Source organism: Streptomyces sp. NPDC013317 (genome assembly GCF_055563155.1).
The window spans coordinates 282,876-306,032 of sequence record NZ_JBVHDX010000008.1; the positions used below are offsets into that span (position 1 = coordinate 282,876).

A 23,157-nucleotide genomic window follows, 5' to 3' on the forward strand; every position below is an offset into this window, starting at 1 on the left:
CACCGAGAAACGAGGACTGCCTAGCCTCTGACCATGCCTTCCGCAGAGCTCGACGGACTGACGATCCGCTACGAGGACGAGGGAGCGGGCCCCGCGCTCGTCCTGGTCCACGGCCATCCCTTCGACCGCACGATGTGGCGGCCCCAGATCGACCGCTTCTCCGCCACGCACCGGGTCGTCGCCCCCGATCTGCGGGGCTACGGTGCCACCACCGTCGTGCCCGGCACCACCCCGCTCTCCGCCTTCGCCGGAGACCTCGCCGCGCTCCTCGGCCACCTCGGCATCAAGGAGTTCGTCCTCGGCGGCCTCTCCATGGGCGGCCAGATCGTCATGGAGTGCTACCGCCTCTTCCCCGGCCGGATCCGCGGCCTGGTCCTCGCCGACACGTTCCCCGCCGCCGAGACCGAGGAGGGGAGGGCGGGCCGCCGCGCCCTCGCCGACCGGCTGGTCCGCGAGGGCATGAAGGGGTACGCCGACGAGGTCCTGGATCGGATGGTCGCCCCGTACAACACACACGCCGCGCCCCACGTCCACCGGATGATGTGCGCCACCGACCCCGAGGGCGCGGCGGCGGCGCTGCGCGGCCGGGCCGACCGGCCCGACTACCGCGAGCTGCTCACCACCGTCTCCGTACCCGCGCTGGTGGTCGTCGGCCGGGACGACACGTACACCCCCGTCACGGACGCGGAGGCGATGCACGCGGCGTTGCCGCACTCCACGCTCGTGGTCGTCGAGCGCGCGGCGCACCTGCCGAACCTGGAGCGGCCGGAGGAGTTCGACGCCGCGCTCGCCGCGTTCCTCGACACGCTCTGAGCCCGGGCCTCACCCGTACGGCCCAGCTGGACGTTCGCTCACGGACCGGCCGCCGCACGATGGGCCCATGAGCCAGCACACCGCACCCCCGCCCCCGCCCTCACCCCCGCCGCCGCGTCCGCCCCAGCCCTCGTCGAGCTCGGCCTGGGCCTCCAGCGGCACCCTGTTCGCCGGCGTCCTGATGCTCGTCATCGGCATCCTCGACGTCCTCCAGGGCATCGCCGCCGTGGCCGAGGACGACGTCTACACCCGCGTCGGGGACTACGTCTTCAAGTTCGACCTGACGAGCTGGGGCTGGGTCCACATCGTCCTCGGCATCCTCGTCGCCGTCGCCGGCGCCGGGATCCTCAAGGGCTCCGAGTGGGGGCGCATGGGCGGCATCACGCTGGCCTCCCTGAACGTCGTCGCCCAGTTCCTCTTCCTGCCGTACCACCCCTGGTGGGCGCTGTTCTCCATGGCGATCTCGATCTTCGTGATCTGGGCGCTGGCCACGGACGACACCTCCTTCGGCAAGGACAGGGCGGCCCCGGCATGACCGGCGCCGCCACCCGTCCCGGCGCCGCCCGCACCCGGACCCGCTCCGTCTGCGCCACCGCCCTCCTCGCACTGGCCGTGACCGTCACCGGCTGCACCGAGGAGAGCCAGCAGAAGGCCGGGGACATCGTCTCCTCCGCCACGGCGGCGGCCGCCTCGGCGGCCCAGGAGAAGATGAACCAGGTCAAGGACGGGGTGAACGCGACCGACAACGTGAAGGCCGGAGCGACGCAGACGGACGGCGACCGGGTCACCGCCGAGATCACCGCCACCAACCCCACGGACAAGAACGCCGACTACACGGTCTGGGTCAACTTCCGTGACGCCGACGGCAATCTGCTGGACGCCGTCGTCCTCAACATCGACGGCGTGGAGCCGGGCGGCTCCAAGACCGGTACGGCGCGCAGCAACCGCTCCCTCTCGGGGGAGCCGAAGGCGGAGATCCAGCAGGCGCTGCGACACTGACGGGGTGGAGCACGTCCTGGCAGAGCACCGGCCCTCCGGCCCCGCGTCCCCTCCGAACTCCCCCCGGCCCGGGCGGCGGCTCGCCACCTGGGCCGCGGCCCTGCTCGTGGCCGTACCGGCCGTGGTCGCCGGCTGCCGCCTCCTCGGCACCGACGCGGTCACCCCCGTTCCGCAGGCGCTGTCGTTCCTGCCCTGGCTCACCGTCCCGGCCGGCCTCGCCGCGCTGCTCGCGCTCGCCGCCCGGCGGCGGGCGCTCGCCGGCTTCGCGGTCCTCGCCCTCGCCGTCACGGCCTGGTTCACGCTGCCCTACGGGCCGGACACCACCACCGCCCGCGGCCCCGTCGTCGAACGGCTCCGGGTGCTCACCGCCAACGTCGAGTTCGGCCAGGCGACCGGGGCCCTCGTCGAGGCCGTCCGACGGGAGCGGCCGCAGCTCGTGTACGTCTCCGAGTGCGACCCCGCCTGCGCCCGCGCCCTGACCGCCGCCCTGGCCGTCAGCCATCCGCACCGGGCGGTCGTGGACGGCGAGGGCTCGACCGGCTCGGTCGTCCTGAGCGCGTACCCCCTCACCGCACGTCCCCCTGTCCCCGCCGCGATGGGCATGCCGGGCGCCTCCGCCCGGATCGGCGGCCGGAACGTGGAGCTGCGGCTCGCCCACCCGCTGCCGCCGCTCCCCGGACAGGTCGGCCTGTGGAAGCGCGAGCTGGGGCGGGTGGAGGCGTTCGCCGCCGCGCACCGCGACGGCGGCCCCGTGCTCCTGGCCGGGGACTTCAACGCCTCCCAGGACCACGCCGCGTTCCGCGCCGTCCTCGACGCCGGCCGACTGCACGACGCGGCACGGCTCGCGGGCGCCGCGCGGACGCCGACGTGGCCGCGGGAGCTGCCCCTGCCGCCGTACGTCCAGATCGACCACGTGCTGGTCAGCGACGACTTCCGGGTGCGCGACGTGCGGTTCCTCGACCTGGCGGGGTCGGACCACCGGGCCGTCCTGACCGGGCTCGACCTGCACGCCGGGCGCTGATCGGCGACGCTGGAACCATGGACCGGATGTACGACGACGAGCAGATCCTCACGAACATCGGCGCCCTCGTCGAAGAGGAGCGGGCCCTGCGGCAGCGTATGGGCGGCCTCCTCCCGGAGGAGCGGACGCGGCTCGCCGAGCTGGAGGTGCAACTGGACCAGTGCTGGGACCTGTTGCGCCAGCGCCGCGCCAAGGTCGAGTTCGGCGAGGACCCGGACACGGCGGCCGTCCGCCCGGCGGCGGAGGTGGAGGGCTACCGCAGCTGACCGCCTGCGCCTGCCCGCACGCGCCTGCGCCTGCCCGTACCCGCCTGCACCTGCCCGCAATCGCCCGCACCCGCCTGCCGGACGACTCGCCCCCGCCCACGTACCGTGAGCCCATGGCACGTCCCGCGCGGCTCACCCCACCGCCCTGGCTGACCGCCGGGCTCCGTCCCGCCCCCGCGCCCGTCCCCTGGGCGGCCGTCGCCCGCGCCTCCGTCGCACTGTCCGCCCCGCTCGCCGTCGGACTCGCCGTCGACCAGCCCGTCTACGGGGCCCTGGTCTCCATGGGCGCCCTCTCCGGGGTCATCGGCGACACCGCGGACGCGTACCGCATGCGGTTCTACAACATCGCCGTCCCCCAGCTCTTCGGCGCCCTCGGCGTCACTCTCGGCAGCCTCGTGTACGGCGAGGGCTGGCTCGCCGTCGGCGTGCTCACGCTGATCGCGCTCGTCTCCGGGATGATCTCCTCGATCGGCGCCGTCGCCTCCGTCTCCGGCCTGCTGCTGCTCCTCAACGCGGTGGTCGGCGCCGGACTGCCGATGCCCGACCCGTGGTGGAGACCGCCCCTGCTGCTCGGGCTCGGCGGGGCCGTCGTCCTCGCCCTGACCCTGCTCGGCTGGCCGCTGCGCGGCGGGGTCCCCGAGCGGACCGCCGTCGCGGGGACCTACCGGGCCGTCGCCGACGTCCTCGAAGCCGCCGGCACGGACGCGTACGACGAGCGGCGGCAGGACGTCACCGCCTCCCTCAACCAGTCGTACGACCTCGTCCTCGCCCGCCGCGCCCGCGAGCACGGCCGCGCGCCGATCCTCGTCCGGCTGCTCGCCCAGCTCAACGCGGTCATCGCGCTCGTGGAGGCCGCCCCGGCAGCCCATGTCGCCGCCCGCCGGTTCGGCCGCCCCCTGTCCCCGGCGGTCCCGGCCGCCGTGCGCGAACTCGCCGACGCGGTCGCGGAGGGCCGTACCGACGTCCCCGAACTCGACCTGCCCGCCGCCACGCGGCCCTCCGAGAGGGCCGTCGACCAGGCCCTGCGCCACGCGGCGAACGTCGTCCGCGCGGCGGAGCCGAACCCGTACAACGTGGACGACCGCCTCGGGCGCCCCGCGGCGCTGCGGGTCAGGACCCGCCGGACGGTCCGCGGCGTGCTGCTCTCCGAAGCCTCCTGGCGGTACGGGCTGCGGCTCGCGCTCTGCATCGGCCTCGCCCAGACGGTGGTCTCGGTGATCGACGTACCCCGCTCGTACTGGGTCGCCCTCACCGTCACCTTCGTCATGAAGCCGGACTTCGGCTCGGTCTTCTCCCGGGCCGTACTGCGCGCCCTCGGTACGGCCTTCGGGCTGGTCACCGCCGCGCTCGTGCTCGCCGAGGTGCCGCGCGGCTGGTGGTACGTACCGGTGATGGTCGTCCTCGCCGGGCTGATCCCCGCCTTCTCCGCGAAGGGGTACGCGTTCCAGACCGCGGCGATCACCCCCGTCATTCTGCTGCTCTCCGACCTCCTCAACCAGCAGGGCTTCGACCTCGTACTGCCCCGGTTCTACGACTCCCTCATCGGCTGCGGGATCGCGCTGGTCGCCGGCTACCTGCTCTGGCCGGAGTCGTGGCACAGCCGGGTCGGCGACCGGCTCGCGGACTCCGTCGCCGACTCGGCGGCCTATGTGGCGCAGGCGTTCTGCCCGCCGGAGGACGAGGACCCGGGGGCCCGGCTGCGGGCCCGGCGGAAGCTGTACCGCGATCTCTCCGCCGTACGCTCCGAGTTCCAGCGCGCCCTCACCGAACCGCCGCCGACCGGCGCCGTCGCCTCCGCCTGGTGGCCGCTGGTCGTCGCCGTGGAGCGGATCGTCGACGCGACGACGGCCGCCCGGGTCCGCGTGGACCACGGCGCCCCGCCCCCCGATCCGGAAGAAGCCGCGCAACTGGAACAGCAGTTGCGGGAACTCGCCGACGGACTGCGCGGAACCGACGTGCTCGTGGAGGTCCGGGCGGAGCTGGACGGCGACGAGGAGGGCGTCCTCGCCGCGCTCCGCGCCGAGGTGACGGCGGCCCGTGCGATCGCCACTCCCCGCGCGGCATCGGGCTAAACACCCCACCGGGGGCGTACGGATGCCCTTACCGGCGGTCACAGAACGGAACGTTCCATCCGCCGTTACCGGAATCCGTCAGGGCGACTACGATGCGCTCGATTCACCTTGATCCGTGCGCGGTCCGGCGAACAACTGACTCGGCGGCACGGTCACTTCGTCCTGCACCGCTCCCGTGCCCCCCAAGGACATCCGCCATGCGCACGACCACCGGCAGAGGGCTGCAGCCCAACGTTCTCGGGACGTTCGACACCATCGTCATGGCCGTCGCGGGCAGCGCGCCCGCCTACTCGCTGGCCGCGACCACGGCCGTGCTCTTCGGCGCGGTCGGCCTGGCGGGTCCCGCGGCGCTGCTCTACTGCGCGATACCCATGCTCGGCATCGTCCTCGCCTATGCGCGCCTCGGCCGGATCGACGTCAACGCGGGCGCCGGCTACTCCTGGGTGGGCCGCACCCTCCACCCCTTCCTCGGCTTCCTCTCCGGCTGGGCCCTCGTCGTCTCCGCGACGGTCTTCATGGTCGCCGGATCACTCCCCGCCGGCGCGCTCACGCTCTCCCTCGTCGACCCCGGCCTCGCCGACAACACCCCGCTCGCGGCGGCCGTCGGCGCCGGCTGGTTCCTGATGATGCTGCTCGTGGTCCTGGGCGGCGCCAGGCTCACCGTCCGGGCCCAACTGATCATGTCGGGCGTCGAGATGCTCGTTCTCGTCGCCTTCGTCCTGGCCGCGCTGCTGCACCGCGGACACGCGACCGCGTTCGACTGGTCCTGGTTCGGCTTCGGGCACTTCGACGGCCCGGCCGGCTTCGCCTCGGGCGCGCTGATCGCCGCGTTCTACTACTGGGGCTGGGACGTCACCAGCAACCTCAGCGAGGAGACCCGCGACAGCCGCCGCACGGCCGGGCTCGCCGCGCTGGTCGGCGTGGGCGTCGTCTTCCTGGTCTTCGAGGCGTTCACCGTCGCGGTCAACGTGCTGCTGACGTCGGGGCAGATCGAGTCGGCGGGCGCGAACGTCCTGGCTGTCCTCGGCCAGGAGATCTGGCCGGGCGTCGGCGGAAAGCTGCTGGTCGTGGCGGTGCTGCTGTCCACGGTCGCCACCCTGGAGACCACGCTCATCCAGGTGACCCGCTCGCTCTTCGCGATGGGCCGCGACCGCACGATGCCGGCCGCCCTCGGAACCGTGCACCGGCGCTGGAACACCCCGTGGGTGGCGATCGCCACCGTCGGCGGCGCCGCGCTGCTGATGTTCGCCGCGGCGGCGGCCGCCGGTTCGATGGGGCGGATCCTCAGCGACGCGGTGTCCGCGATCGGTCTGCTGATCGCGTTCTACTACGGCCTCGCCGGGATCGCCGCCGTGGTGGCCTACCGGGGGATGCTGCTGAGCTCCGTACGGAACTTCCTCGTCGGGGGCGTCTGGCCGCTGTTCGGGTCGGCGTTCATGCTGTGGGCGTTCGTCGAGTCGCTCGGCGAACTGTCCACGACATCACGGGTGATCGGCCTGGGCGGGCTGCTCGTGGGCGTGGTCCCTATGCTCGTGTACTGGCGCGCGGGCAGCGCCTACTACCGCCCGGCACGGCTCGACGCGGCGCGCGCGCTGGCGGCCGCGGGCCCGTTCGCGCCGAGCACGGCGCGGGCGCGCAGGACGGACGAGTCGCTGGCGACGGACTTCTGACGCCGGGCCGCGACAGGCCGCTCGACGGCAACTGGCTCGACAGCTTCTGGTTCCAGGGCTACTGGCTTCCGAGGGAGGATCTGGATGGCCGCTCTCCGCCGATCGGCGCGCTCGGCCCGTGCGGCGCGCTTCACCCCGGTCTTCGACCCGGACTTCGGCGACCGCGCGCTCACCGAGGCGCGGCACGACATCGTCATCGGCCGCTGGCAGGGCGTACGGGACCTGCTGCGGGACACCGGTGAGGACTGGGCGCGCCGGACGCACCGGGTACGGCTCCTCGCGCACGCCGCCGCGGGCAGTTCGTCGGTCGAGGCGTGGCGGGCGGCCGAGCCGGACAACCCGGACGGGGCGGTGCTGCGGGCGGCCACCGAGGTCGTACGGGTCTTCGACACGGCGATCGCGGCCGGCCGGGGCACGGTCGTGGACCGCGGGCGGGTCGACGCCACCGTCGACGCCTGTCTGCGGGCGACGGAGGCGGCGCCCGCGGACCCGATGCCGTGGGTCTCGCTGCTCTCGGTGGCCCGGCTGTACGAGGGCGGGGTGCCGCGCCGCGAGCTGCGGCAGTGGTTCGACGAGCTGCGGCGCCGCGACCCGTACAACACCGAGGGCCACGCCCAGGTGATGCGCTACCTGTCGGCTCGCTGGCACGGCACGCACGGAGCGATGTACGACTTCGCGCGGGACGCGGCGGGCGTGGCGCGGCCCGGGTCGCCGCTGCCGGTCCTGGTGCAGGTGGCGCGGGTGGAGGAGTACCGCTACATCGCGGACGGGGCGCTCGGCCGGGGGCCGGTGCGCGGCTTCGACCAGCACTGGAAGCACGAGCTCGCGGTGGACGAGCTGCGCCGTACGTACGAGCGCTGGATCGGCGGCCGCGAGCCGGGCGGCCCGGTTGCGCCCGAGGAGGTGCCGGACCTCAACTACCTGGCCCACGCGGCCTGCTACGCGGGCCAGGTGGAAGTGGCGCGCGAGGTACTCGGAATGCTGGGAGCGCGGGCGGCCTGGGTGCCGTGGGCGTACACGGGCGAACCGGAGGAGCAGTTCGTGCGGTTCAGGGAGGGTCTGGGAGTGGCGTGAGGGGCGGTGCCACGCCCCTCACACCACGTTTCAGGGGGCTCAGACGCCGATGTCGCGGCCGTCCTTGCGCCAGACGGAGACGACCGAGGGGCGGACGATCTTGCCGGGTCCGTCGGGCCACTCCGACTTCGGGTTCTCGACGGAGGCGCCGTCGAGCTCGCCCGGGTGCTGGACCGCGACGATGACGCGACGGTCCTGGATGATCGGACCGCAGGTCTCGGCGCCCTTGGGGACGGTCAGGAACTGCTTGATCTCACCGCGCCGCTCGCCCTGCGTGGCGACTCCGAACAGGCCGTCGTGCGAGCCGAGCTGGGCACCGTCGGTGGAGATCCACAGGTTGCCGTGCGGGTCGAAGGCGACGTTGTCCGGGCAGGAGATCGGGGAGACCTTGTCCTTGGGGAAGCCCGCGAAGTACGTGGCCGGGTCGTTCGGGTCGCCCGCGACGAGGAAGAGGCGCCAGGCGAAGCCGTCGGAGGCCGGGTCGTCCCAGTGCTCGGCGAGTTCCAGGATCTGACCGTGCTTGTTGAGGTTGCGCGGGTTGGCCTCGTCCGCGGGGGCCTTGCCGGCCTTGCCGCGGTCGGTGTTGTTGGTGAGCGCGACGTAGACGCGGCCGGAGCGCGGGGACGGCTCGACGTCCTCGGGGCGGTCCATCTTGGTGGCGCCCACCTTGTCACCGGCGAGGCGGGTGAAGACGTACACCTCCTCGGCGGTCATGCCCTCGACGTGCGAGACGTTGCCGGTGGCCAGCGGGATCCAGACGCCGGAGCCGTCGAACTCACCGTCGTTCGGGAGCTTGCCGGTGCCGTCGATCTGGGCGGCCGGGCTGTCGCCGGTCAGCTTGGCGACGTAGAGCGTGCCCTCGTCGAGGAGCGTGAGGTTGTGCGCGTGCGCGGCGCGGGAGCCGCCCTTCATCATCCGCTTCGACGAGACGAACTTGTAGAAGTAGTCGAAGCGCTCGTCGTCGCCCATGTAGACGACCGGGCGGCCGTCCGCGGTGAGGCGGGGCTGCGCGGCCTCGTGCTTGAAGCGGCCGAGCGCGGTGCGCTTCTTCGGGGTGGACTCGGGGTCGTACGGGTCGAGCTCGACGACCCAGCCCTGGCGGTGGACCTCGTTGGGCTCCTGCGCGAGGTCGAAGCGCTTGTCGAACCGCTCCCACTTGCGCTCGGAGGCGGCGGAGCCGATGCCGTACCGCTTGTCGGTGGCGCTGGAGCCGTTGGCGAAGTACTGGTTGAAGTTCTCCTCGCCGTGCAGCGTGGTGCCCCAGGGAGTGGTGCCGCCGGCGCAGTTGTTCAGCGTCCCGAGGACCTTGCGGCCGGTCGGGTCGGCGGAGGTCTTCAGGAGCGCGGAGCCGGCGGCGGGGCCGGTCAGCTCGAACTCGCTGGTGGTGTGGAGACGACGGTTGAGCGGGTGGCGCGTGACCGGCGTGAGCTTGCCGGAACGCTTCTCCTCCTGGACGACGACGACGGAGAAGCCGTGGGCGGCCCAGGCGACCTCGACCTGCTCGCGGGTCGGGTTGGCGGCGTCGTAGCCCTTGAACATCAGGATCTCGTCGGTGTACTCGTGGTTCGCGACGAGCACCTGCCGGTCCCGCTCCCCGGGGAGGGGGAGGAGGCTCAGGAAGTCGTTGTTGTAGCCGAACTGGCCGGCCTGCGCGGCGGCGGTCTGCTTGTCGGCGTCGAAGGCCGGGGCGCCGCGGAGGATCGGCTCACCCCAGCGGATGACGACGTTCTGCTCGTACCCGACGGGCACGGTGACCTTGTCGGCGGTGTTGGGCGCGACGGGCGTGAAGCGGAGACCACGCGTGCCGTCGGCGACGGGGCGGCCCTTGGCGGCGGCCGTGGCGGCGTCGGAGTTGGCGGCGGCGACGGCGGGGGTGGAGCCACCCGGGCCCACCACGGCGCTGCCGGCCGCGGCGGCGACGGTCACGACGGCGGCGGCGCGCACCATGGAACGACGGGAGAGGGCGCCGGCTATGACGTCGCCGACGTACTCGTTGTCGCTGGTGTTGGGCACCTCGTGGAAGCAGGCGTCACCACAACGGAACCGGCAGGTGAGGGCGGAACGGCCGCCTCCGTGCGGGTTGGTGCTCAGCAGCGGCAGCAGTTTGCGCACTTGGTCCTCCTCCGGCGCGTTTCTGCGCCGCCCCTTGGTCCCGACATGGTGTCGGGATTCCGTCCGGCGGTGACGTTATGTGCACACATCTGCACGGGGGCGGCGCGCAAGTGAACACCGAATGAATGAGCGGAAACGGGGGCTGGTTCGGGGGCGGTTGGGAGGGAGGAGGGGCCGCTCGGGGCGGGGCCGGCGGCAGGGATCCGCAGGGCCGTTCGGGGCCGCCCGAGGACCCCGGTCGCCGGTCCGCTTGGGACGGTCGGGGGGCGCGAAACCCGTGCTCCGCGGGGCGTACGGGTGCAGTGATTCCGGGTCCGGTTGGGGCGCCGGGGGCGACACACCAGGGGCCGCTAACCTTACGTGTCCGCCCTGGCCAGGGATGATTCCTCCCAGTACGGACATACACCGCACCCAACTCATGCGAAAGGCCTCGCCCATGGGCATTCGGAGCTTGCTGCGCAAGGTGTTCGGACGCGATCGTGCGGAAGGGCAGGCCGATACCCCGGCGACCTCCGTCCCGCCCCAGGCGTCGCCGTCCCGCCAGGAGGACGCCGCGCCGACGCCGTCCCCGACCCGGGACGAGGCCCAGCACGCGGCGGCCGACCTGGTGGCGGCGGCCTTCGACAACCCGAAGGTGCCGGCGGCGCGGACGGCCGAGAAGCCGGCCGCCGAGGAAGAGCCGCCGGTGGCGGACGTGCCCAAGCAGGCCACGCCGGAGGCGGTCGAGACGGCGGAGAAGCCTGCGGAGGCGGTCCAGGCCGCCGAGGTCACCGAGGAGCCCGCGGAGGCGGAGGCCGCCGCCGAGGCGACCACGGAGGCCGTCCCGACGGCCGAGGAGCCCTCGGAAGCCGTGGCCGTTCCCGAGGAGCCCGCCACGGCGGAGGCTGCCGAGAAGGTCGCGGCGGAGCCGCAGACCGGGGCGACGGACGTGTCGGAGCCGGAGGCCGGCGCCGCCGAGACGGCGGACGAGCCGCAGGCCGAGGCCGCCCGGACGGTGGACGCTCCGGCGGAGGAGGTCGTGGCGGAGGCCGAGACCTCGCGGGACGAGCCCGTCGCGGAGGAACCGGTCGCGGACGAGGCGGTCGCGAACGAGCCCGTCGCGGACGAGCCCGTCGCGGACGAACCGGTCGCCGCCGAGCCGGTCGCCGCCGAGGCGAAGGCTGAGGCGGCGCAGGACGAGCCCGTCACCGAAACGCCTGCCACGGATGTCGCCGAGACGCCCGAGCAGGTCGCGGCGGAGCGGCGGGCCGAGACTGCCGCCGAGACGGTGGAGGCTCCGGCGGAGGCCGAGGCCGCCCAGGCGCCCGTCACCGCGGAGCCGGACACCGTCGCGGAGGAGCCGGTCGTCGCCGAGGTCGCGGCGGAGCCGCAGGCCGAGGCTGCGCAGGAGCCCGCCGCCACGGAGCCCGAGTCCGGGCCGGAAGCCGCCGAGGCCGAAGCTCCCGCCGCCGAGGCGGTCGAGGCCGAGCCCGCGGCCACCCCGGCCGACGCCGAGCCGGTGGCCGCCGACGCCACCACCGACGAGCCCGAGGCCACCCCGGCCGACGAAGCCCTCGTGGACGAGCCCGAGGCCACCCCGGCCGACGAAGCCGTCGTGGACGAGCCGGTCGCCGCCGAGGCGGAGGCCGAAGCCGTCGCCGAGCCGGAGGCCGCCCCGGCCGCCGAGCCGGTCGCGGCCGAGGCGCCCGCCACCCCCGGACGCACCGTCCTCACCTCCGACGCGCCGCAGCTCGTCGAGGCGTACGACGCCGCCGCGGGCGCCCTCGCGGAGCGTGGGCTCGTCGGGGCGGGGCCGGTCGCCGTGTACCTCGTCGTCGACCGCTCCGGCTCGATGCGCGGGTACTTCAAGGACGGCTCCGTCCAGCGCATCGCCGAGCAGACCGTCGCCCTCGCCGCGCACCTCACCGAGGACGCCGCCGTCACCGCCGTGTTCTTCTCCACGGACATCGACGGCACCGCCGAACTCCGCCCCGCCGGCATCGAGGGCCGCATCGACGAGATCAACGCGGGTCTCGGCCGTCTCGGCCGCACCAACTACCACCGCGCCGTCGAAGAGGTCCTCGCGCACCACGAGAAGACCGACCCCACCCGCCCCGCCTTCGTCGTCTTCCAGACGGACGGCGCTCCCGAGTCCAAGACGGCCGCCACCCAGGCGCTCGCCGAGGCCGCCGGGCGCCCGATCCACTGGCAGTTCGTCGCGTGGGGCGAGGAGGACAACAAGGCGTTCGACTTCGTCCGGAAGCTCACCGCGCCCCGTACCGGCCACTACCTCGCCGGCCCGACCCCGGCCGAGACCGCCCACGCCGACTTCTACCGCGGGCTGCTCTCCACCTGGGAGGCCTGACCTGGACTCCCGGCGCGCCCGGGACTCCCGGCGCGCCCGGGACTCCCGGCGCGTCCGCCGGTGGTGACGGTGACCGGCAACGTCACCGTCACCACCAGGCCGCCCCCCTCCCGCTCCCCCCGGGCCACCGCGCCCACGGTCCCGCCGTGGGCCGCCGCGATCGACCGGACGATCGACAGACCGAGCCCGGCCCCCGGCCCCATCCGGTCACGCCCCGCCCCCCGCCGGAACGGCTCGAAGAGCCCGGCGACCTCGTCGGGCGCCACGACCGGCCCCGTGTTCTCGACGGTCACCACGCCACCGTCCACACGCACGTCCACGGACCCCCCGGGCACGTTGTAGGCGACGGCGTTCGCGACGAGGTTCCGTACGAGCTGCCCGAGCAGCACCCGGCTCCCCAGCACGACGGCCCCCTCACCGGCACGGCGAGCCCCGTCCCCGCCGGCACGGCGACCCCCGTCCACGCCGGGACGGCCACCCCCGACGGGACGGCCACCCCCGCCGGGACGGCCACCCCCGTCCCCGTCGCCACGGCACTCCACCCCGAACGCCTCGCACTCCTCCGCGACCACCTCCCCCAGCGGCACGTCCTCCCGCTCCTCGAGACCGCGCTCGCTCCTCGCGAGCACCAGCAGCCCCTCGATGAGCCGCTCACTGCGCCGGTTGCTGTCCAGCAGGACCTGTTTGACCTCGTTGCCGTCGTCGAGCCCGATCTGGATCGCGGCACGCTGCGTGGCCAGCGGGGTCCGCAGCTCGTGCGAGGCGTTCGCGATGAACCGCCGCTGGCTGTCGAACGCGGCCTCGAGCCGTCCCAGCAGCGCGTCGATCGTGTCGCCGAGCTCCTTCAGCTCGTCGTCGGGCCCGCTCGCGGCGATCCGCCCCCAGACCCCGGCCGGGGCGACCCCCACGCGCAGGTTCCGCTCCGAGAGCGCCCGCGCCCGCGCGATCATCTCGTGGACCGGCCGCAGGACCCGTCCCGCCGTCCACCAGCCCACCGCGACCGCGCAGAAGGCCATGACGGCGAGGGCCAGGCAGGACCACATGAGCATCTGCTCGCCGGCTGCCCGGCTGACGTCGTCGCTCAGCCGGTACGCGGTGACCGTCTCGAACGGCGCCACCACCCGTACCCGCGCCGCGATGGCGTCCGCCTCGCCCTCCGTACCGGCCCGGGAGAGCAGGTTGACGATCGTCAGCAGGCATCCGCCGAGGACGACGAAGACGCCTCCGTACACGAGCGCGATCCGGGTCCGGATCGTCGAGCCGGCGCCCAGCAGACCGGCGCTCACAGCGCGTACCCCACGCCCTAAACCGTGCGGATCAGCCCCGGCTCACCGAGCTTCGCGCGCAGCTTGCTCATGCAGACCCGTACCGCGCCCGTGAAGGGGTCGGTGTGCACGTCCCAGGCCCGCTCCAGGAGCTCCTCGGCGGAGACGGTCGCGCCGTCCACCTCCAGCAGGATCTGCAGCACGGCGAACTCCTTCGGCGACAGGTCGAGCGCCCGGCCGTCCCGCGTCACCGTCCGCCGTACGGTGTCCATGACCACCCCCGCACGGTCGAGGAGCGGCGGTACGGGCCGTGCGCTGCGGCGCCGCAGCGCACGCACCCGTGACACCAGCTCGGGGAACTCGAAGGGCTTGCCCAGGTAGTCGTCGGCGCCCAGATCGAGCCCTTCCACCCGGTCCTCGGTCGTGGCCGAGGCGGTCAGCATGAGGATCCGGGTCCGGGCGGTCCGGGCGACGAGCGCGCGGGCCACGTCGTCGCCGTGGACGCGGGGCAGGTCGCGGTCGAGGACGACGACGTCGTAGTCGTGCAGGCCCAGGTAGGCGAGGGCGGCATCACCGCTGTAGACGGTGTCGACGGCGAAGCCCGCCCGCCGCAGGCCGGTGGCGAGAAGCTCCGCGAGGACCTCCTCGTCCTCGGCGACTAGTACGCGCATGATCTCTTCCTCGCTGCCGGTCACGGCTCTTTCTAAGCCGCCCAACGTTTCGCGGACGTCTCCACGCTCCCGCCCCGTCCCACCCCTCGGTTATCGATGTGAGTGGATCTTGAACTGCCCGTTAGGATTTCGACCATGGCGGCCACTGGATCCGAGAAGCAGGGGGCGAAGGCGTACTACGTCTCGACCCCCATCTACTACGTCAACGACGCTCCTCACCTGGGCCACGCCTACACGACCGTCGCAGGCGACGTGCTCACGCGCTGGCACCGTCAGCGCGGCGAGAAGGTGTGGTACCTCACCGGCACGGACGAGCACGGTCAGAAGATCATGCGCACGGCCGAGGCGAACAACGTCACGCCCCAGGCCTGGTGCGACAAGCTCGTCGAGGAGGCCTGGAAGCCCCTCTGGGAGCACCTGAACATCGCGAACGACGACTTCATCCGGACGACGGAGAAGCGTCACACGGACCGCGTCCAGGAGTTCGTGCAGGACCTGTACGACAAGGGCGAGATCTACAAGGGCGGGTACGAAGGCCCGTACTGCGTGGGCTGTGAGGAGTACAAGCTCCCCGGCGATCTCATCGAGGCGGAGGACGGCACGAAGCTGTGCGCCGTCCACAAGAAGCCGGTGGAGATCCTCAAGGAGGAGAACTACTTCTTCAAGCTGAGCGAGTACGGCCCGAAGCTGATCGAGTTCTACGAGTCGAACCCGGGCTTCGTCCAGCCGGAGTCCGCGCGCAACGAGGTCGTGAACTTCGTCAAGCAGGGGCTTGAGGACCTGTCGATCTCGCGCTCGACGTTCGACTGGGGCGTCCCGGTCCCGTGGGACGACAAGCACGTGATCTACGTGTGGATCGACGCGCTCCTGAACTACGCGACGGCGGTCGGCTACAACGAGAACCCGGAGAAGTTCGACGAGACCTTCCCGGCGAACGTCCACCTCATCGGCAAGGACATCCTCCGCTTCCACGCGATCATCTGGCCGGCGATGCTGATGGCGCAGGGCCTGCCGGTCCCGGGCCGGGTGGCGGCGAACGGCTGGCTGATGGTCGGCGGCGAGAAGATGTCGAAGTCGAACCTGACCGGCATCAAGCCGCAGGACCTGACCTCGCACTTCGGCGTGGACGCGTACCGCTGGTACTTCCTGCGGGCGATCGCGTTCGGCCAGGACGGCTCGTTCTCCTGGGAGGACTTCACCGCCCGCTACACGAGCGAGCTGGCGAACGACTACGGCAACCTCGCCTCGCGCGTGGCGGCCATGGTCGGCAAGTACTTCGACGGCGCCCTGCCGGCCGCCACGGCCGACGGCGACGCGGAGAAGGCGATCCACGAGGGCCTGTCGAAGGCGGTCGCGACGGCCGACCAGAAGATCGGCGAGGAGCTGGACTTCCAGGGCGGCATCCTGGCGATCTTCGACTTCGTGAAGCAGGTCAACGGCTACATCACGGAGCAGGAGCCGTGGAAGGTCGCCAAGGACGAGTCGGAGGCGGGCCGCGCCCGCCTGGCGACGATCCTGTACACGGCGGCCGAGTCGCTGCGCGGTGTGGCGGTCCTGCTGAACGCGATCATGCCGGAGACCTCCCAGAAGCTCTGGGACTCCCTGGGCGCGGAGGCGTCCCTGGGCGCCCTGGCCGCCCAGCCGGTCCAGTCGGCCGGCGACTGGGGCCGACTCCCGGCGGGCACGACGGTGACGAAGGGCGCGGTGCTCTTCCCGCGCCTGGAGGAGCCGAAGAAGGACTGAGGCCCGATGACGACGAAGGAGGGGCCCGCCCGCGCGGGCCCCTCCTTCGTGCTTCCGTCCTCCGCGTGTCCTTCGTGCTTCCGTCCTCGGCGTTCTCCTCGCCTCGGCGTGGTTCAGAGGAACAACGGGATGAGGGACACGGCCAGGCCGATCACTCCCACCGCCAAGCCGGCAGCCTCCCAGGGACGGTCCCGGACCACCTCCCTGAAGCCGCGGCGGAGAGGTTCCGGAAGGCTGAGGGGCAGGCCCGTCAATCCGCCGGGGAGAGCGGTGTCGAGGTCGGACAGCGCAGTGACGTTGAGGGTCGCCCGCCCGACACGGAACTCGGGGTCGAGCAACCGGTCCTCGGCTGCCCAGTGGGCTCCGGGGCCCACCTGGAGCCGATCCGCGTCCGTCCTCAGCTGGAAGAACGTGACACGGTACCCGCTCACGGCGCCGACCGTGCGGGAGGGCTGGACCGCCTCGACAGTGCCCAGCTCGGTGAGCACGTCGCGGTCGGGCCGATGCTGGTAGCCGGCCAGTTCTTCCTCGAGTTCCCGGATCGCCGCAGCACGCCGATCGGTGTCCGAGGAGCGGACGTGGCCGCCGGGCAGCTGGTACTGACGGGCCCTCTCGTCGTACTGGAGGAGGTACTGCGCCCGTCCTCCCCGCCCCCGGTGCCGGGCCTTGACCACGACCTGGACCACCTCCACCTGCCTCAACGGCACGGCATCGGCGTCCAGGGCGAGACGACGGCTCTCGGCGAGATAGAGGAACTGAGGGCCGGCGAGAACCTGACCCTCGGTGTACGGACCCGCTTCGGCCCCCGTGCGCTCCCAGTTGTCCAGGATCGCGTGCCCGGCCCGCAGATAGGCGGCCGTGCTTCTCAGGAAGTAGGCCGCCTGTGGGCTGATCACCGCCACGGTGGGTGTGCCGTCGGGCTCCGCGTCGTGCCGCAGCACGCCGAACACACCCAGCAGCGCGACGACGGCGGGCACCACGGCCGCGGCGTCCTCGGTGGCCAGTCCGGCACGCCGGCCGAGCTCCGGGCCCGTCACGGGGCCGAAGCCCTGCTGAGCGGCGAGGCAGTCCAACAGCGCGGCGGTGGTCGTGCGCGACACCTCGGTCACCGCTTGTCTCCTTCGTCGCTCGGTTGCGGCACGGGTTCATCAGCCGGGGACGGCACCGGGGCACTGCCCTGGGACGGCACCGGATCACCGCCCTGGGGCTGCACCGGTCGGCGCAGGCACAGCACGTCCCGGCGGACCTCGACGACCTCCCAGCCGTGCTGAGCGGCGAGCTGGGGCAGCCGTCGTCCGGCAGTGATCCGCTGGTAGGCCTCGGAGCCCCAGCGCGTCCTCAGCCGGTTGCCGATGGTGGTCAGGGCCGCTTCCCTGCCCTGCGCCACGAGCGCCTCGACGGTCTCCTCGATGTCCGCGGCGATGTCAGGTTCACCACCGACGCTCCCAGGTTCGTCCGGAGAGGAAGCGAGCGGGGACGCGAGGGGAGCCGGTGCAGGCGCGGAGGCGCGGGAGGCCGCCCCCACCCGCCCCACGACCTCGTGGCCGGGGCGCTCCGCCGCCACCTCCCAGCCGGGCTGAGCCTGGACCCAGCGCTTGAGCGAGGCCCCCACGACGCTGCCGTAGTCGGATCCCAGCCTCTCGCGCAGGGTGAGACCGAGTACGGCGAGCGTCGGTTCCTTGCCCCCGGCCTCGATCCCACTCACGACCTCTCCGATGAGACCGCCCTTGCGCCGCACCCGGTCGGGCTGCGGCGGCTTGCCCGTCAGCTCCCAGCCCGGCTCTTTGAGGATCCGCATGCGCAGTGACTTCCCGCCGGACCGCCCGACGACCGTGCTGAAGTCCTGGCCGAGCGCGGACCGCAGGGCCTTCATGACCGCGCCGAACGTCGGATCCGTGCCGTCCTGATCCCGCAGGCCGTCGACCGCCGCCGCCAGGGCCTGGTCGAACCGGGGGAGCGGCGTTCCCGACCGTCTGGCCGGGGCCCCCGTCGCCTGGCCAGGCAGGCTCACCCGGCCGAACACCGCTGTCGTCGACAGCGACAGCGTGGGCGCCTTCCCCGCCCCGTCTCGACGGAGCCAGTCCAGCCCACTCCACAGCCCTGACAGGTCCGCCAGACCGAGCCGCTCGGCCAGTGGCAGGCACCCTTTGAAGCGGTCCTCGAGCCATTCGGTGATCGTCTGCTCGTCGACCCGGGGCGCGCCCCCCACGTGCAGCCTCTCCATCTCGTCCCGAAGGTCGCTCTCGACCCGTGCGCGCAGCCCGCTCTCCGGGACCAGTTCGTCGCCGACGACGGTGGCCGTCAGCGGCAGGAGCTCCGCCTCCCGGGCGATGCAGCCGCCCCGCTGGTCGAGCTCCCTCGCGATCCAGAGCAGCTGCCCGCGCCGGGGGACCTCCTCCGGCGGTTCTACGACGTCCTCGAACTGGAGGTTCGCCAACTGACCGCCGGCGTACGTCACCAGGACGCTGCGCTTGGACTCGTACACCTGGATCGCGCGCCCCAGGACCTTGCGCCCCTGATCGACGGTCGTGCGTTTCACCGCGGAGGGCTCGGCACGTGACACGGCGGTCCGTCTGCCGTTCGTATCGACCAGGCGGATCTCCGGGTCGTCGCCACCACCGATGTAGTGCACCTGGTCCGAGCGCTCCAGGAGGGATTCGATGTCGGCGCCGTCGTACCGGTACCGCGCCTTGACCCGCTGAGTGAGCCCCGAAAGCCTGGGTGTCTGGTCCACCTCCTGCCAGGCCCGCAGGAGGGAAAGGCAGAAGGCCAGCTTCTGGTCGTCCCGGATCTGCGCGGCGCGCGCCGACAGCACCTCGGTGGAGACCTGGACGGTCGCCTCGTCGGAAGTCTCGTCCGGGTCTTCCAGCGGCCCGATCACGTCCCGGGCGCTCACCGCGTCGGGAAGGTGGCCTTCGCGTACCTCCCACGCCCGCAGGCCGTCCGCGCTCATGCCGAGGAAGAAGTTGACCGGGGTGTTCTCGTCGCTGTTCGACGAGAAGTCGTCACGGCTGGGCACGAAGAACGCCGTCACCGGCCCGTCGAGCTTGATGGTGCCCACCCAGGGGCTGTGGATGACGTCGATGAGACCGTTGACCCGCTGCAGGGGCTCTGTGTTCTTCCAGAACACCTTCTTGCGGTCCCACTCGCCGAGGTCGCCGTCCGCGATCACCGGGTACCACTGCGGTCCCTTGGCGAGCCAGAGGTACGACCGCTGGGAACGGCCGAACACCAGCTCCCGGCTGAGCTGCTGGGCGTGCCGGAACGGCTCGACCTTGTTGGTGCGGCGGCTGAACCACAGGTGGAAGTGGAGACAGTAGCGGTAGTAGTGGGCGCGCCACGACGGGAAGCGCTCGGACCACAGCTGGAGCTGCGAGAGCGCCTCGTTGATGTCGAACTCGGGCAGCTGCTTGTACGCCTCGAACCAGAGCCGGTAGTCCTCCTCCCGGCAGTCGTAGCGGGAGAGGTTGTGCCGGGCCAGTTCCGCGATCCGTCGCAGCTCGGCGTGGCTGAGATTGCGCCAGCGACGCTCGCCGCGGGTGTAATACGCCTGGGCCAGCGCGCGCTGCACCATGGGGTTGGAACGCCGGCCGGTGACCGCGACCTCCCACATCTCGATCACCGCGTCCAGATCGCCGTACAGCTGCCGGATGTCGGCGCGGCAGCGCACCATGTAGCTGTCCTGGTCGTCGAGGGTGCCGTACGCCTGGGTCGCCTCGTGGAGCAGGGCGTTGGCCTCGCCGATCTTGTCGGCCACCCAGTCACCCGCGGCGGCGTCGAGCTCCGCGATCGACCTGACGCGAGCGGCCGCCTTCACCGTCTGGGCCACCGTCACGATCGTCTGCACATGCGTGATGTAGCCGTGCAGGTTCTCGCGGTTGAGGCGGCGTGAGGTGTCGAAACACTCCACCGTCTGTTCGAAGTGTTCCTCGACGACCTTCAGGACGGCCGCCACACCGTGCGGTTTGGCGCGCTTGAGCTCCTGCTTGAGGATGCCGCGGCGGGTGAGGCCGAGCGTGTGATGGTGGATGAAGTCGTTCTCGGCGAGGGCGACCGCGCGGGAGACGTACTCCTCCGCCTTGTCGTACTCCCGGTCCAGCCGGTACATCTGGTGACGGCCCAGGTGGTTCCAGAAGTGCGGCTCGTTCGGAATGTGCTTGGTCAGGGACCGCAGCACCTCGTGCGCCGAGTTCACGTCCAGCCGCTCGATGAGCGGTGCGAAGTAGCCCCGGTCCTCCACCCCCTCGACCGTTCCGCCCTGACGGTCCACGAACATCTGACGCAGCAGCACCCGCACCGGCTCGGACGAGACGTCGGTGGAATGGGCGAGTGCCTCGACGAAGCTGATCGAGAGATCCTTGAGGTAGTACTGCCAGTGCTCGTCGTTGAGGAGTTCCGCCAGGACCTGCTCGGCGATCAGCTGGTGCTGGAGACGGACCCTGCCCGAGCGGACGGTCACCAGACGCGCCGCCTCGGGACCCAGTAGGTCGGCGAGTTCGAGCTCCGGCGAGGCCGAGGAATGGCGCATCAGATGATGGACGAGCTCCCTCTGGAGGCCCGTGTTGGAGAAGATCGTCACCAGTGCCAGGTACTTCAGCACCTCGGCCGCCCTGCCCTTGACCCGCTCCAGATGGGTGCTCACGTAGTCGGAGAGTTTGGTGAACTTCCGCTCGAAGGTGACCAGGCCGTAGAAGAAGGGCGTGCGGTACTGCTCGTGCTGCTGCCTGCGCGACAACTGCCGCAGCTCGCCGATCCGGGAGGGCTCCAGGACGAGTTCGCTGTAACGCTGCTCGAAGTCGCGGCTCTCCGCGGCGTTGAGACGTTCGTCGACGGCGAGAGCTCCCGCCGCGGCATCGCCCACCCCGCGCCGCACGTAGAGCACGGTGACCCGTGCGCTCCGCTTCGCCAGCTCCTGGTACAGCACCTCGCGGTCGGCCTCACTGAGGTCGCTCGACTCGGCGACCAGCAGCACCGGCGCCTGTGTTCTGCTGTGCAACAGGTTGAGCCGGTCCGCGATCACCGGGATCCTGGCACGGTCCACGGTCACACCGTGCGGCAGCACGGCGACCGGGTACTCGTGGTGCAGGTCCCAGGCCGCCCGCAGGGCGACGGTGGTGCCTCCCGTACCCGGCTTGTGGTGCAGCAGCACGGTGCGCGTGCGATGCTGATCGAGCCTCTCTCGCAACGCGGTCACCAAGGACTCGGTGACCGTACGGGGGACGTCCCGGCCGAGGTCCAGATCGGCCCAGCTGATCAGTCCACCGCGCCAGAACTCGTCGTTGTGACGGACACCGGCGGGAGAGACCGTCAGCTCGATCCCGTCATGGAGCACGACGAGGTGTTCCCGCAACTTCTGCATGGTCTCGGGCGAGATCGCCGCCGTCCCCTTGCCCAGGGCCGGGACCGTGAAATCCGCCTGCTCCGGGGTGGCTCCGAGGGTCTCGGTCAGCCGGTCAAGAAGCGCCGGGAGCGGCAGCGGAAGCAGAGTCGTCTCCACCCGCGTGGCGAGAGCGGACTGGCCGACATGCAGAAACGTCCCGTGCCCCTGGAGCATCTCGTCCAGGGCCTCGACCGCCCGCAGAAGCCGGTCGCGCTCCAGGCCCGCCCCCTGCCGGCCGTCGCCCTCCACGACCACGACGAACACCGGGGTGTCCCCGACCGCCTGGCGGAAGCCCGCGGCCAACTGCCGGATCGCACCCAGGCGTTTGTACCCCCACGCACGGAGGTCGTCGGGCGGTTCGTTGCGCAGCACGGAGCCGACGGCGAGCATCCAGGCCGTCCCGCGCGCGTAGTCCACCAAAGGCTGATCACGCGTGTACAGATGGACCGCGCGCTGGGATTCGAGCACCGGTCCGGCTCGGTGGTACAGGCCCTCCCCGTCCGATCTCGGGTCCAGGTCGACGATCACGGACCAGGGGACGCGTCCCAGGGCCGCCACGGACGCGGTGTCGGGCATCCGTCCGGCGACCAGGATGTAGCGGGCCGCGTGAGGGGCGAATCCCGACGCCGCCTCCCACAGCGACTGCCACAGCTCCTGCTCGGCGTCCTCACGTGTGGGCAGGGCAGGGCCCTCGGACGGCTCGCGGTCCGGCCCGAGATCGTCGCCGAGGGACCTGCGGTAGCGGAGCGCGTACCAGCCCGCGTAGGCGAGGCAGAGGTGTGCCCGCTCGTCCTGCGCGGGAAAGCGGCGCGCCCAGAGCAGTCCGGCGATCATCCTCATCAGCAGGAACTGGGAGTTGAGCTGATCCACCCGGCCCTGCTGGGCTTCGATCCACTCCTGGATGCCCTGGCGGGACTCCTCGAGAAAGGCCATGAGCCAGTCGGTGTCGTCCGGCACCGAACGCACGACCGCGTCCTCGACGCTCTCCAGACACCGCGCGAGTACCGGCCCCCGGAGCTTGGGCATCAGATTGACGAGAACGCTGACCTCCAGGTACGCCAGGTCGAACCCGGTCGCCCCCTTCCTCGCCCGGGCGAGGTCGATGATCCAGTAGCCGGAGTCGGTGTCGGCCCGCTCGTCGACGGGGACGAGGATGTTGCCGGTGTTCAGGTCTCCGTGGCAGTGGCCACGCATCACCGGCACGAGCCCGGTGCGGCCCTCGCCGAGGATCTCGCGCGGGTCGAGGAAGGCGTAGCCACCCCGTTCCTCCGTTCCACCGCCGGGAAAGAACACCTCGGCGGAGTCGAGGCAGGCCGCGGCCCGGTCCTTCCCCACGAGGTCGGCGAGCAGCCCGTGAGGGGTCGTCATCAGGATGTCGCTGGGGTCCGACCACGCGGAGAGCAGGTCCCGGGACAAGCGCCGCGCCGAACGCCGCAGCCCGGTCGTGCGGGTGCGTGGGGAGACGTACTGCCGCAGTCCGCCCCCCGCGATCTCGTGCAGCGTGACCACGAGCCGGTCTGTCCCCGTACCCGTCGAGTGGATGTGCAGCAGCCGCGGGATGTGGTCCCGGGCGAAGTCCCTGTCGGCGGCTCGCAGCAAGTCGTGGGCCGCCCGGTCGTTGGGCTCGATCTGGCGGTCGTCGTCAGGTCCGACCCGCAGGAGGTAGACGCCGGCCTCGAAGTCGCCCACGTCTCCGCTGACGTCCACCCCGACGACTCCGGCCCCCG

At 72.2% G+C, this 23,157-nt stretch carries 15 protein-coding genes; 10 read left to right on the top strand and 5 right to left on the bottom strand.

Translation table 11 applies throughout. The annotated features are described in order from the left end of the window. Positions 1-33 precede the first annotated feature (33 nt). The 8 genes from ACZ3IJ_RS22385 (at position 34) to ACZ3IJ_RS22420 (ending at position 7,915) form a co-directional block, all read left to right on the top strand. Complete coding sequence (locus ACZ3IJ_RS22385; protein ID WP_467470727.1) at positions 34-813, top strand: alpha/beta fold hydrolase; 780 nt, start codon at positions 34-36, stop codon at positions 811-813. A gap of 67 nt (positions 814-880) precedes the next feature. Next, the gene (locus ACZ3IJ_RS22390; RefSeq protein WP_467470729.1) at positions 881-1,348 is read left to right on the top strand and encodes a DUF7144 family membrane protein; all 468 of its coding nucleotides are present in this window, start codon (positions 881-883) and stop codon (positions 1,346-1,348) included. Then, positions 1,345-1,812 (top strand): FxLYD domain-containing protein, encoded by a 468-nt coding sequence (locus tag ACZ3IJ_RS22395; protein WP_467470731.1) that lies wholly within the window; start codon positions 1,345-1,347, stop codon positions 1,810-1,812. The genes ACZ3IJ_RS22390 and ACZ3IJ_RS22395 overlap by 4 nt, the downstream gene beginning before the upstream one ends. Before the next feature lie 4 nt (positions 1,813-1,816). Then, positions 1,817-2,833: an endonuclease/exonuclease/phosphatase family protein gene (locus tag ACZ3IJ_RS22400; RefSeq protein ID WP_467470733.1), complete on the top strand. Its 1,017-nt coding sequence runs from the start codon at positions 1,817-1,819 to the stop codon at positions 2,831-2,833. A 26-nt stretch (positions 2,834-2,859) separates the two neighbouring features. Then, on the top strand, positions 2,860-3,099 hold the full coding sequence (locus ACZ3IJ_RS22405) for a DUF2630 family protein (RefSeq protein WP_391800228.1): 240 nt from the start codon (positions 2,860-2,862) through the stop codon (positions 3,097-3,099). A 113-nt stretch (positions 3,100-3,212) separates the two neighbouring features. Continuing rightward, complete coding sequence (locus ACZ3IJ_RS22410) at positions 3,213-5,171, top strand: FUSC family protein (RefSeq protein ID WP_467470735.1); 1,959 nt, start codon at positions 3,213-3,215, stop codon at positions 5,169-5,171. Positions 5,172-5,368: 197 nt separating this feature from the next. Next, a complete protein-coding gene (locus ACZ3IJ_RS22415) occupies positions 5,369-6,841 on the top strand; it encodes an APC family permease (RefSeq protein WP_467470737.1) in 1,473 nt (490 codons plus the stop codon). An 84-nt stretch (positions 6,842-6,925) separates the two neighbouring features. Continuing rightward, positions 6,926-7,915: a hypothetical protein gene (locus ACZ3IJ_RS22420; protein WP_467470739.1), complete on the top strand. Its 990-nt coding sequence runs from the start codon at positions 6,926-6,928 to the stop codon at positions 7,913-7,915. Between the two features lie 39 nt (positions 7,916-7,954). Here ACZ3IJ_RS22420 and ACZ3IJ_RS22425 read toward each other — a convergent pair whose 3' ends face one another. Continuing rightward, positions 7,955-10,027 (bottom strand): PhoX family protein, encoded by a 2,073-nt coding sequence (locus ACZ3IJ_RS22425; protein WP_467470741.1) that lies wholly within the window; start codon positions 10,025-10,027, stop codon positions 7,955-7,957. 436 nt (positions 10,028-10,463) lie between these two features. Between ACZ3IJ_RS22425 and ACZ3IJ_RS22430 the strand changes: the two genes are divergently transcribed. Beyond that, positions 10,464-12,371, top strand: a complete 1,908-nt coding sequence (locus ACZ3IJ_RS22430) for a VWA domain-containing protein (protein WP_467470743.1) — start codon at positions 10,464-10,466, stop codon at positions 12,369-12,371. Here the strand turns inward: ACZ3IJ_RS22430 and ACZ3IJ_RS22435 are convergent. Together ACZ3IJ_RS22435 and ACZ3IJ_RS22440 are read right to left on the bottom strand one after the other, a co-directional pair. After that, a complete protein-coding gene (locus ACZ3IJ_RS22435) occupies positions 12,338-13,657 on the bottom strand; it encodes a sensor histidine kinase (RefSeq protein ID WP_467470745.1) in 1,320 nt (439 codons plus the stop codon). The genes ACZ3IJ_RS22430 and ACZ3IJ_RS22435 overlap by 34 nt on opposite strands. 17 nt (positions 13,658-13,674) lie before the next feature. Beyond that, positions 13,675-14,307 carry a response regulator transcription factor gene (locus tag ACZ3IJ_RS22440; RefSeq protein ID WP_467470746.1) on the bottom strand — a complete coding sequence of 211 codons (633 nt, stop codon included), beginning with the start codon at positions 14,305-14,307 and terminating at the stop codon, positions 13,675-13,677. Positions 14,308-14,442: 135 nt separating this feature from the next. Here ACZ3IJ_RS22440 and metG point away from each other — a divergent pair, with 135 nt between their 5' ends. Then, a complete protein-coding gene (gene metG / locus ACZ3IJ_RS22445) occupies positions 14,443-16,050 on the top strand; it encodes a methionine--tRNA ligase (protein WP_467470748.1) in 1,608 nt (535 codons plus the stop codon). Between the two features lie 113 nt (positions 16,051-16,163). Here metG and ACZ3IJ_RS22450 read toward each other — a convergent pair whose 3' ends face one another. Beyond that, positions 16,164-17,159 carry an NUDIX domain-containing protein gene (locus ACZ3IJ_RS22450; protein ID WP_467470749.1) on the bottom strand — a complete coding sequence of 332 codons (996 nt, stop codon included), beginning with the start codon at positions 17,157-17,159 and terminating at the stop codon, positions 16,164-16,166. Then, positions 17,156-23,137 carry a P-loop NTPase gene (locus ACZ3IJ_RS22455; protein WP_467470751.1) on the bottom strand — a complete coding sequence of 1,994 codons (5,982 nt, stop codon included), beginning with the start codon at positions 23,135-23,137 and terminating at the stop codon, positions 17,156-17,158. Before ACZ3IJ_RS22455 ends, ACZ3IJ_RS22450 begins: the two co-directional genes overlap by 4 nt. Between the last annotated feature and the right edge of the window lie 20 nt (positions 23,138-23,157).

Coding starts and splice junctions, on each gene's coding strand:
- ACZ3IJ_RS22405 (WP_391800228.1), top strand. CDS start 2,860: ATGTACGACGACGAGCAGATCCTCACGAACATCGGCGCCCTCGTCGAA.
- ACZ3IJ_RS22390 (WP_467470729.1), top strand. CDS start 881: ATGAGCCAGCACACCGCACCCCCGCCCCCGCCCTCACCCCCGCCGCCG.
- ACZ3IJ_RS22415 (WP_467470737.1), top strand. CDS start 5,369: ATGCGCACGACCACCGGCAGAGGGCTGCAGCCCAACGTTCTCGGGACG.
- ACZ3IJ_RS22395 (WP_467470731.1), top strand. CDS start 1,345: ATGACCGGCGCCGCCACCCGTCCCGGCGCCGCCCGCACCCGGACCCGC.
- ACZ3IJ_RS22385 (WP_467470727.1), top strand. CDS start 34: ATGCCTTCCGCAGAGCTCGACGGACTGACGATCCGCTACGAGGACGAG.
- metG (WP_467470748.1), top strand. CDS start 14,443: ATGGCGGCCACTGGATCCGAGAAGCAGGGGGCGAAGGCGTACTACGTC.
- ACZ3IJ_RS22410 (WP_467470735.1), top strand. CDS start 3,213: ATGGCACGTCCCGCGCGGCTCACCCCACCGCCCTGGCTGACCGCCGGG.
- ACZ3IJ_RS22440 (WP_467470746.1), bottom strand. CDS start 14,307: ATGCGCGTACTAGTCGCCGAGGACGAGGAGGTCCTCGCGGAGCTTCTC.
- ACZ3IJ_RS22430 (WP_467470743.1), top strand. CDS start 10,464: ATGGGCATTCGGAGCTTGCTGCGCAAGGTGTTCGGACGCGATCGTGCG.
- ACZ3IJ_RS22420 (WP_467470739.1), top strand. CDS start 6,926: ATGGCCGCTCTCCGCCGATCGGCGCGCTCGGCCCGTGCGGCGCGCTTC.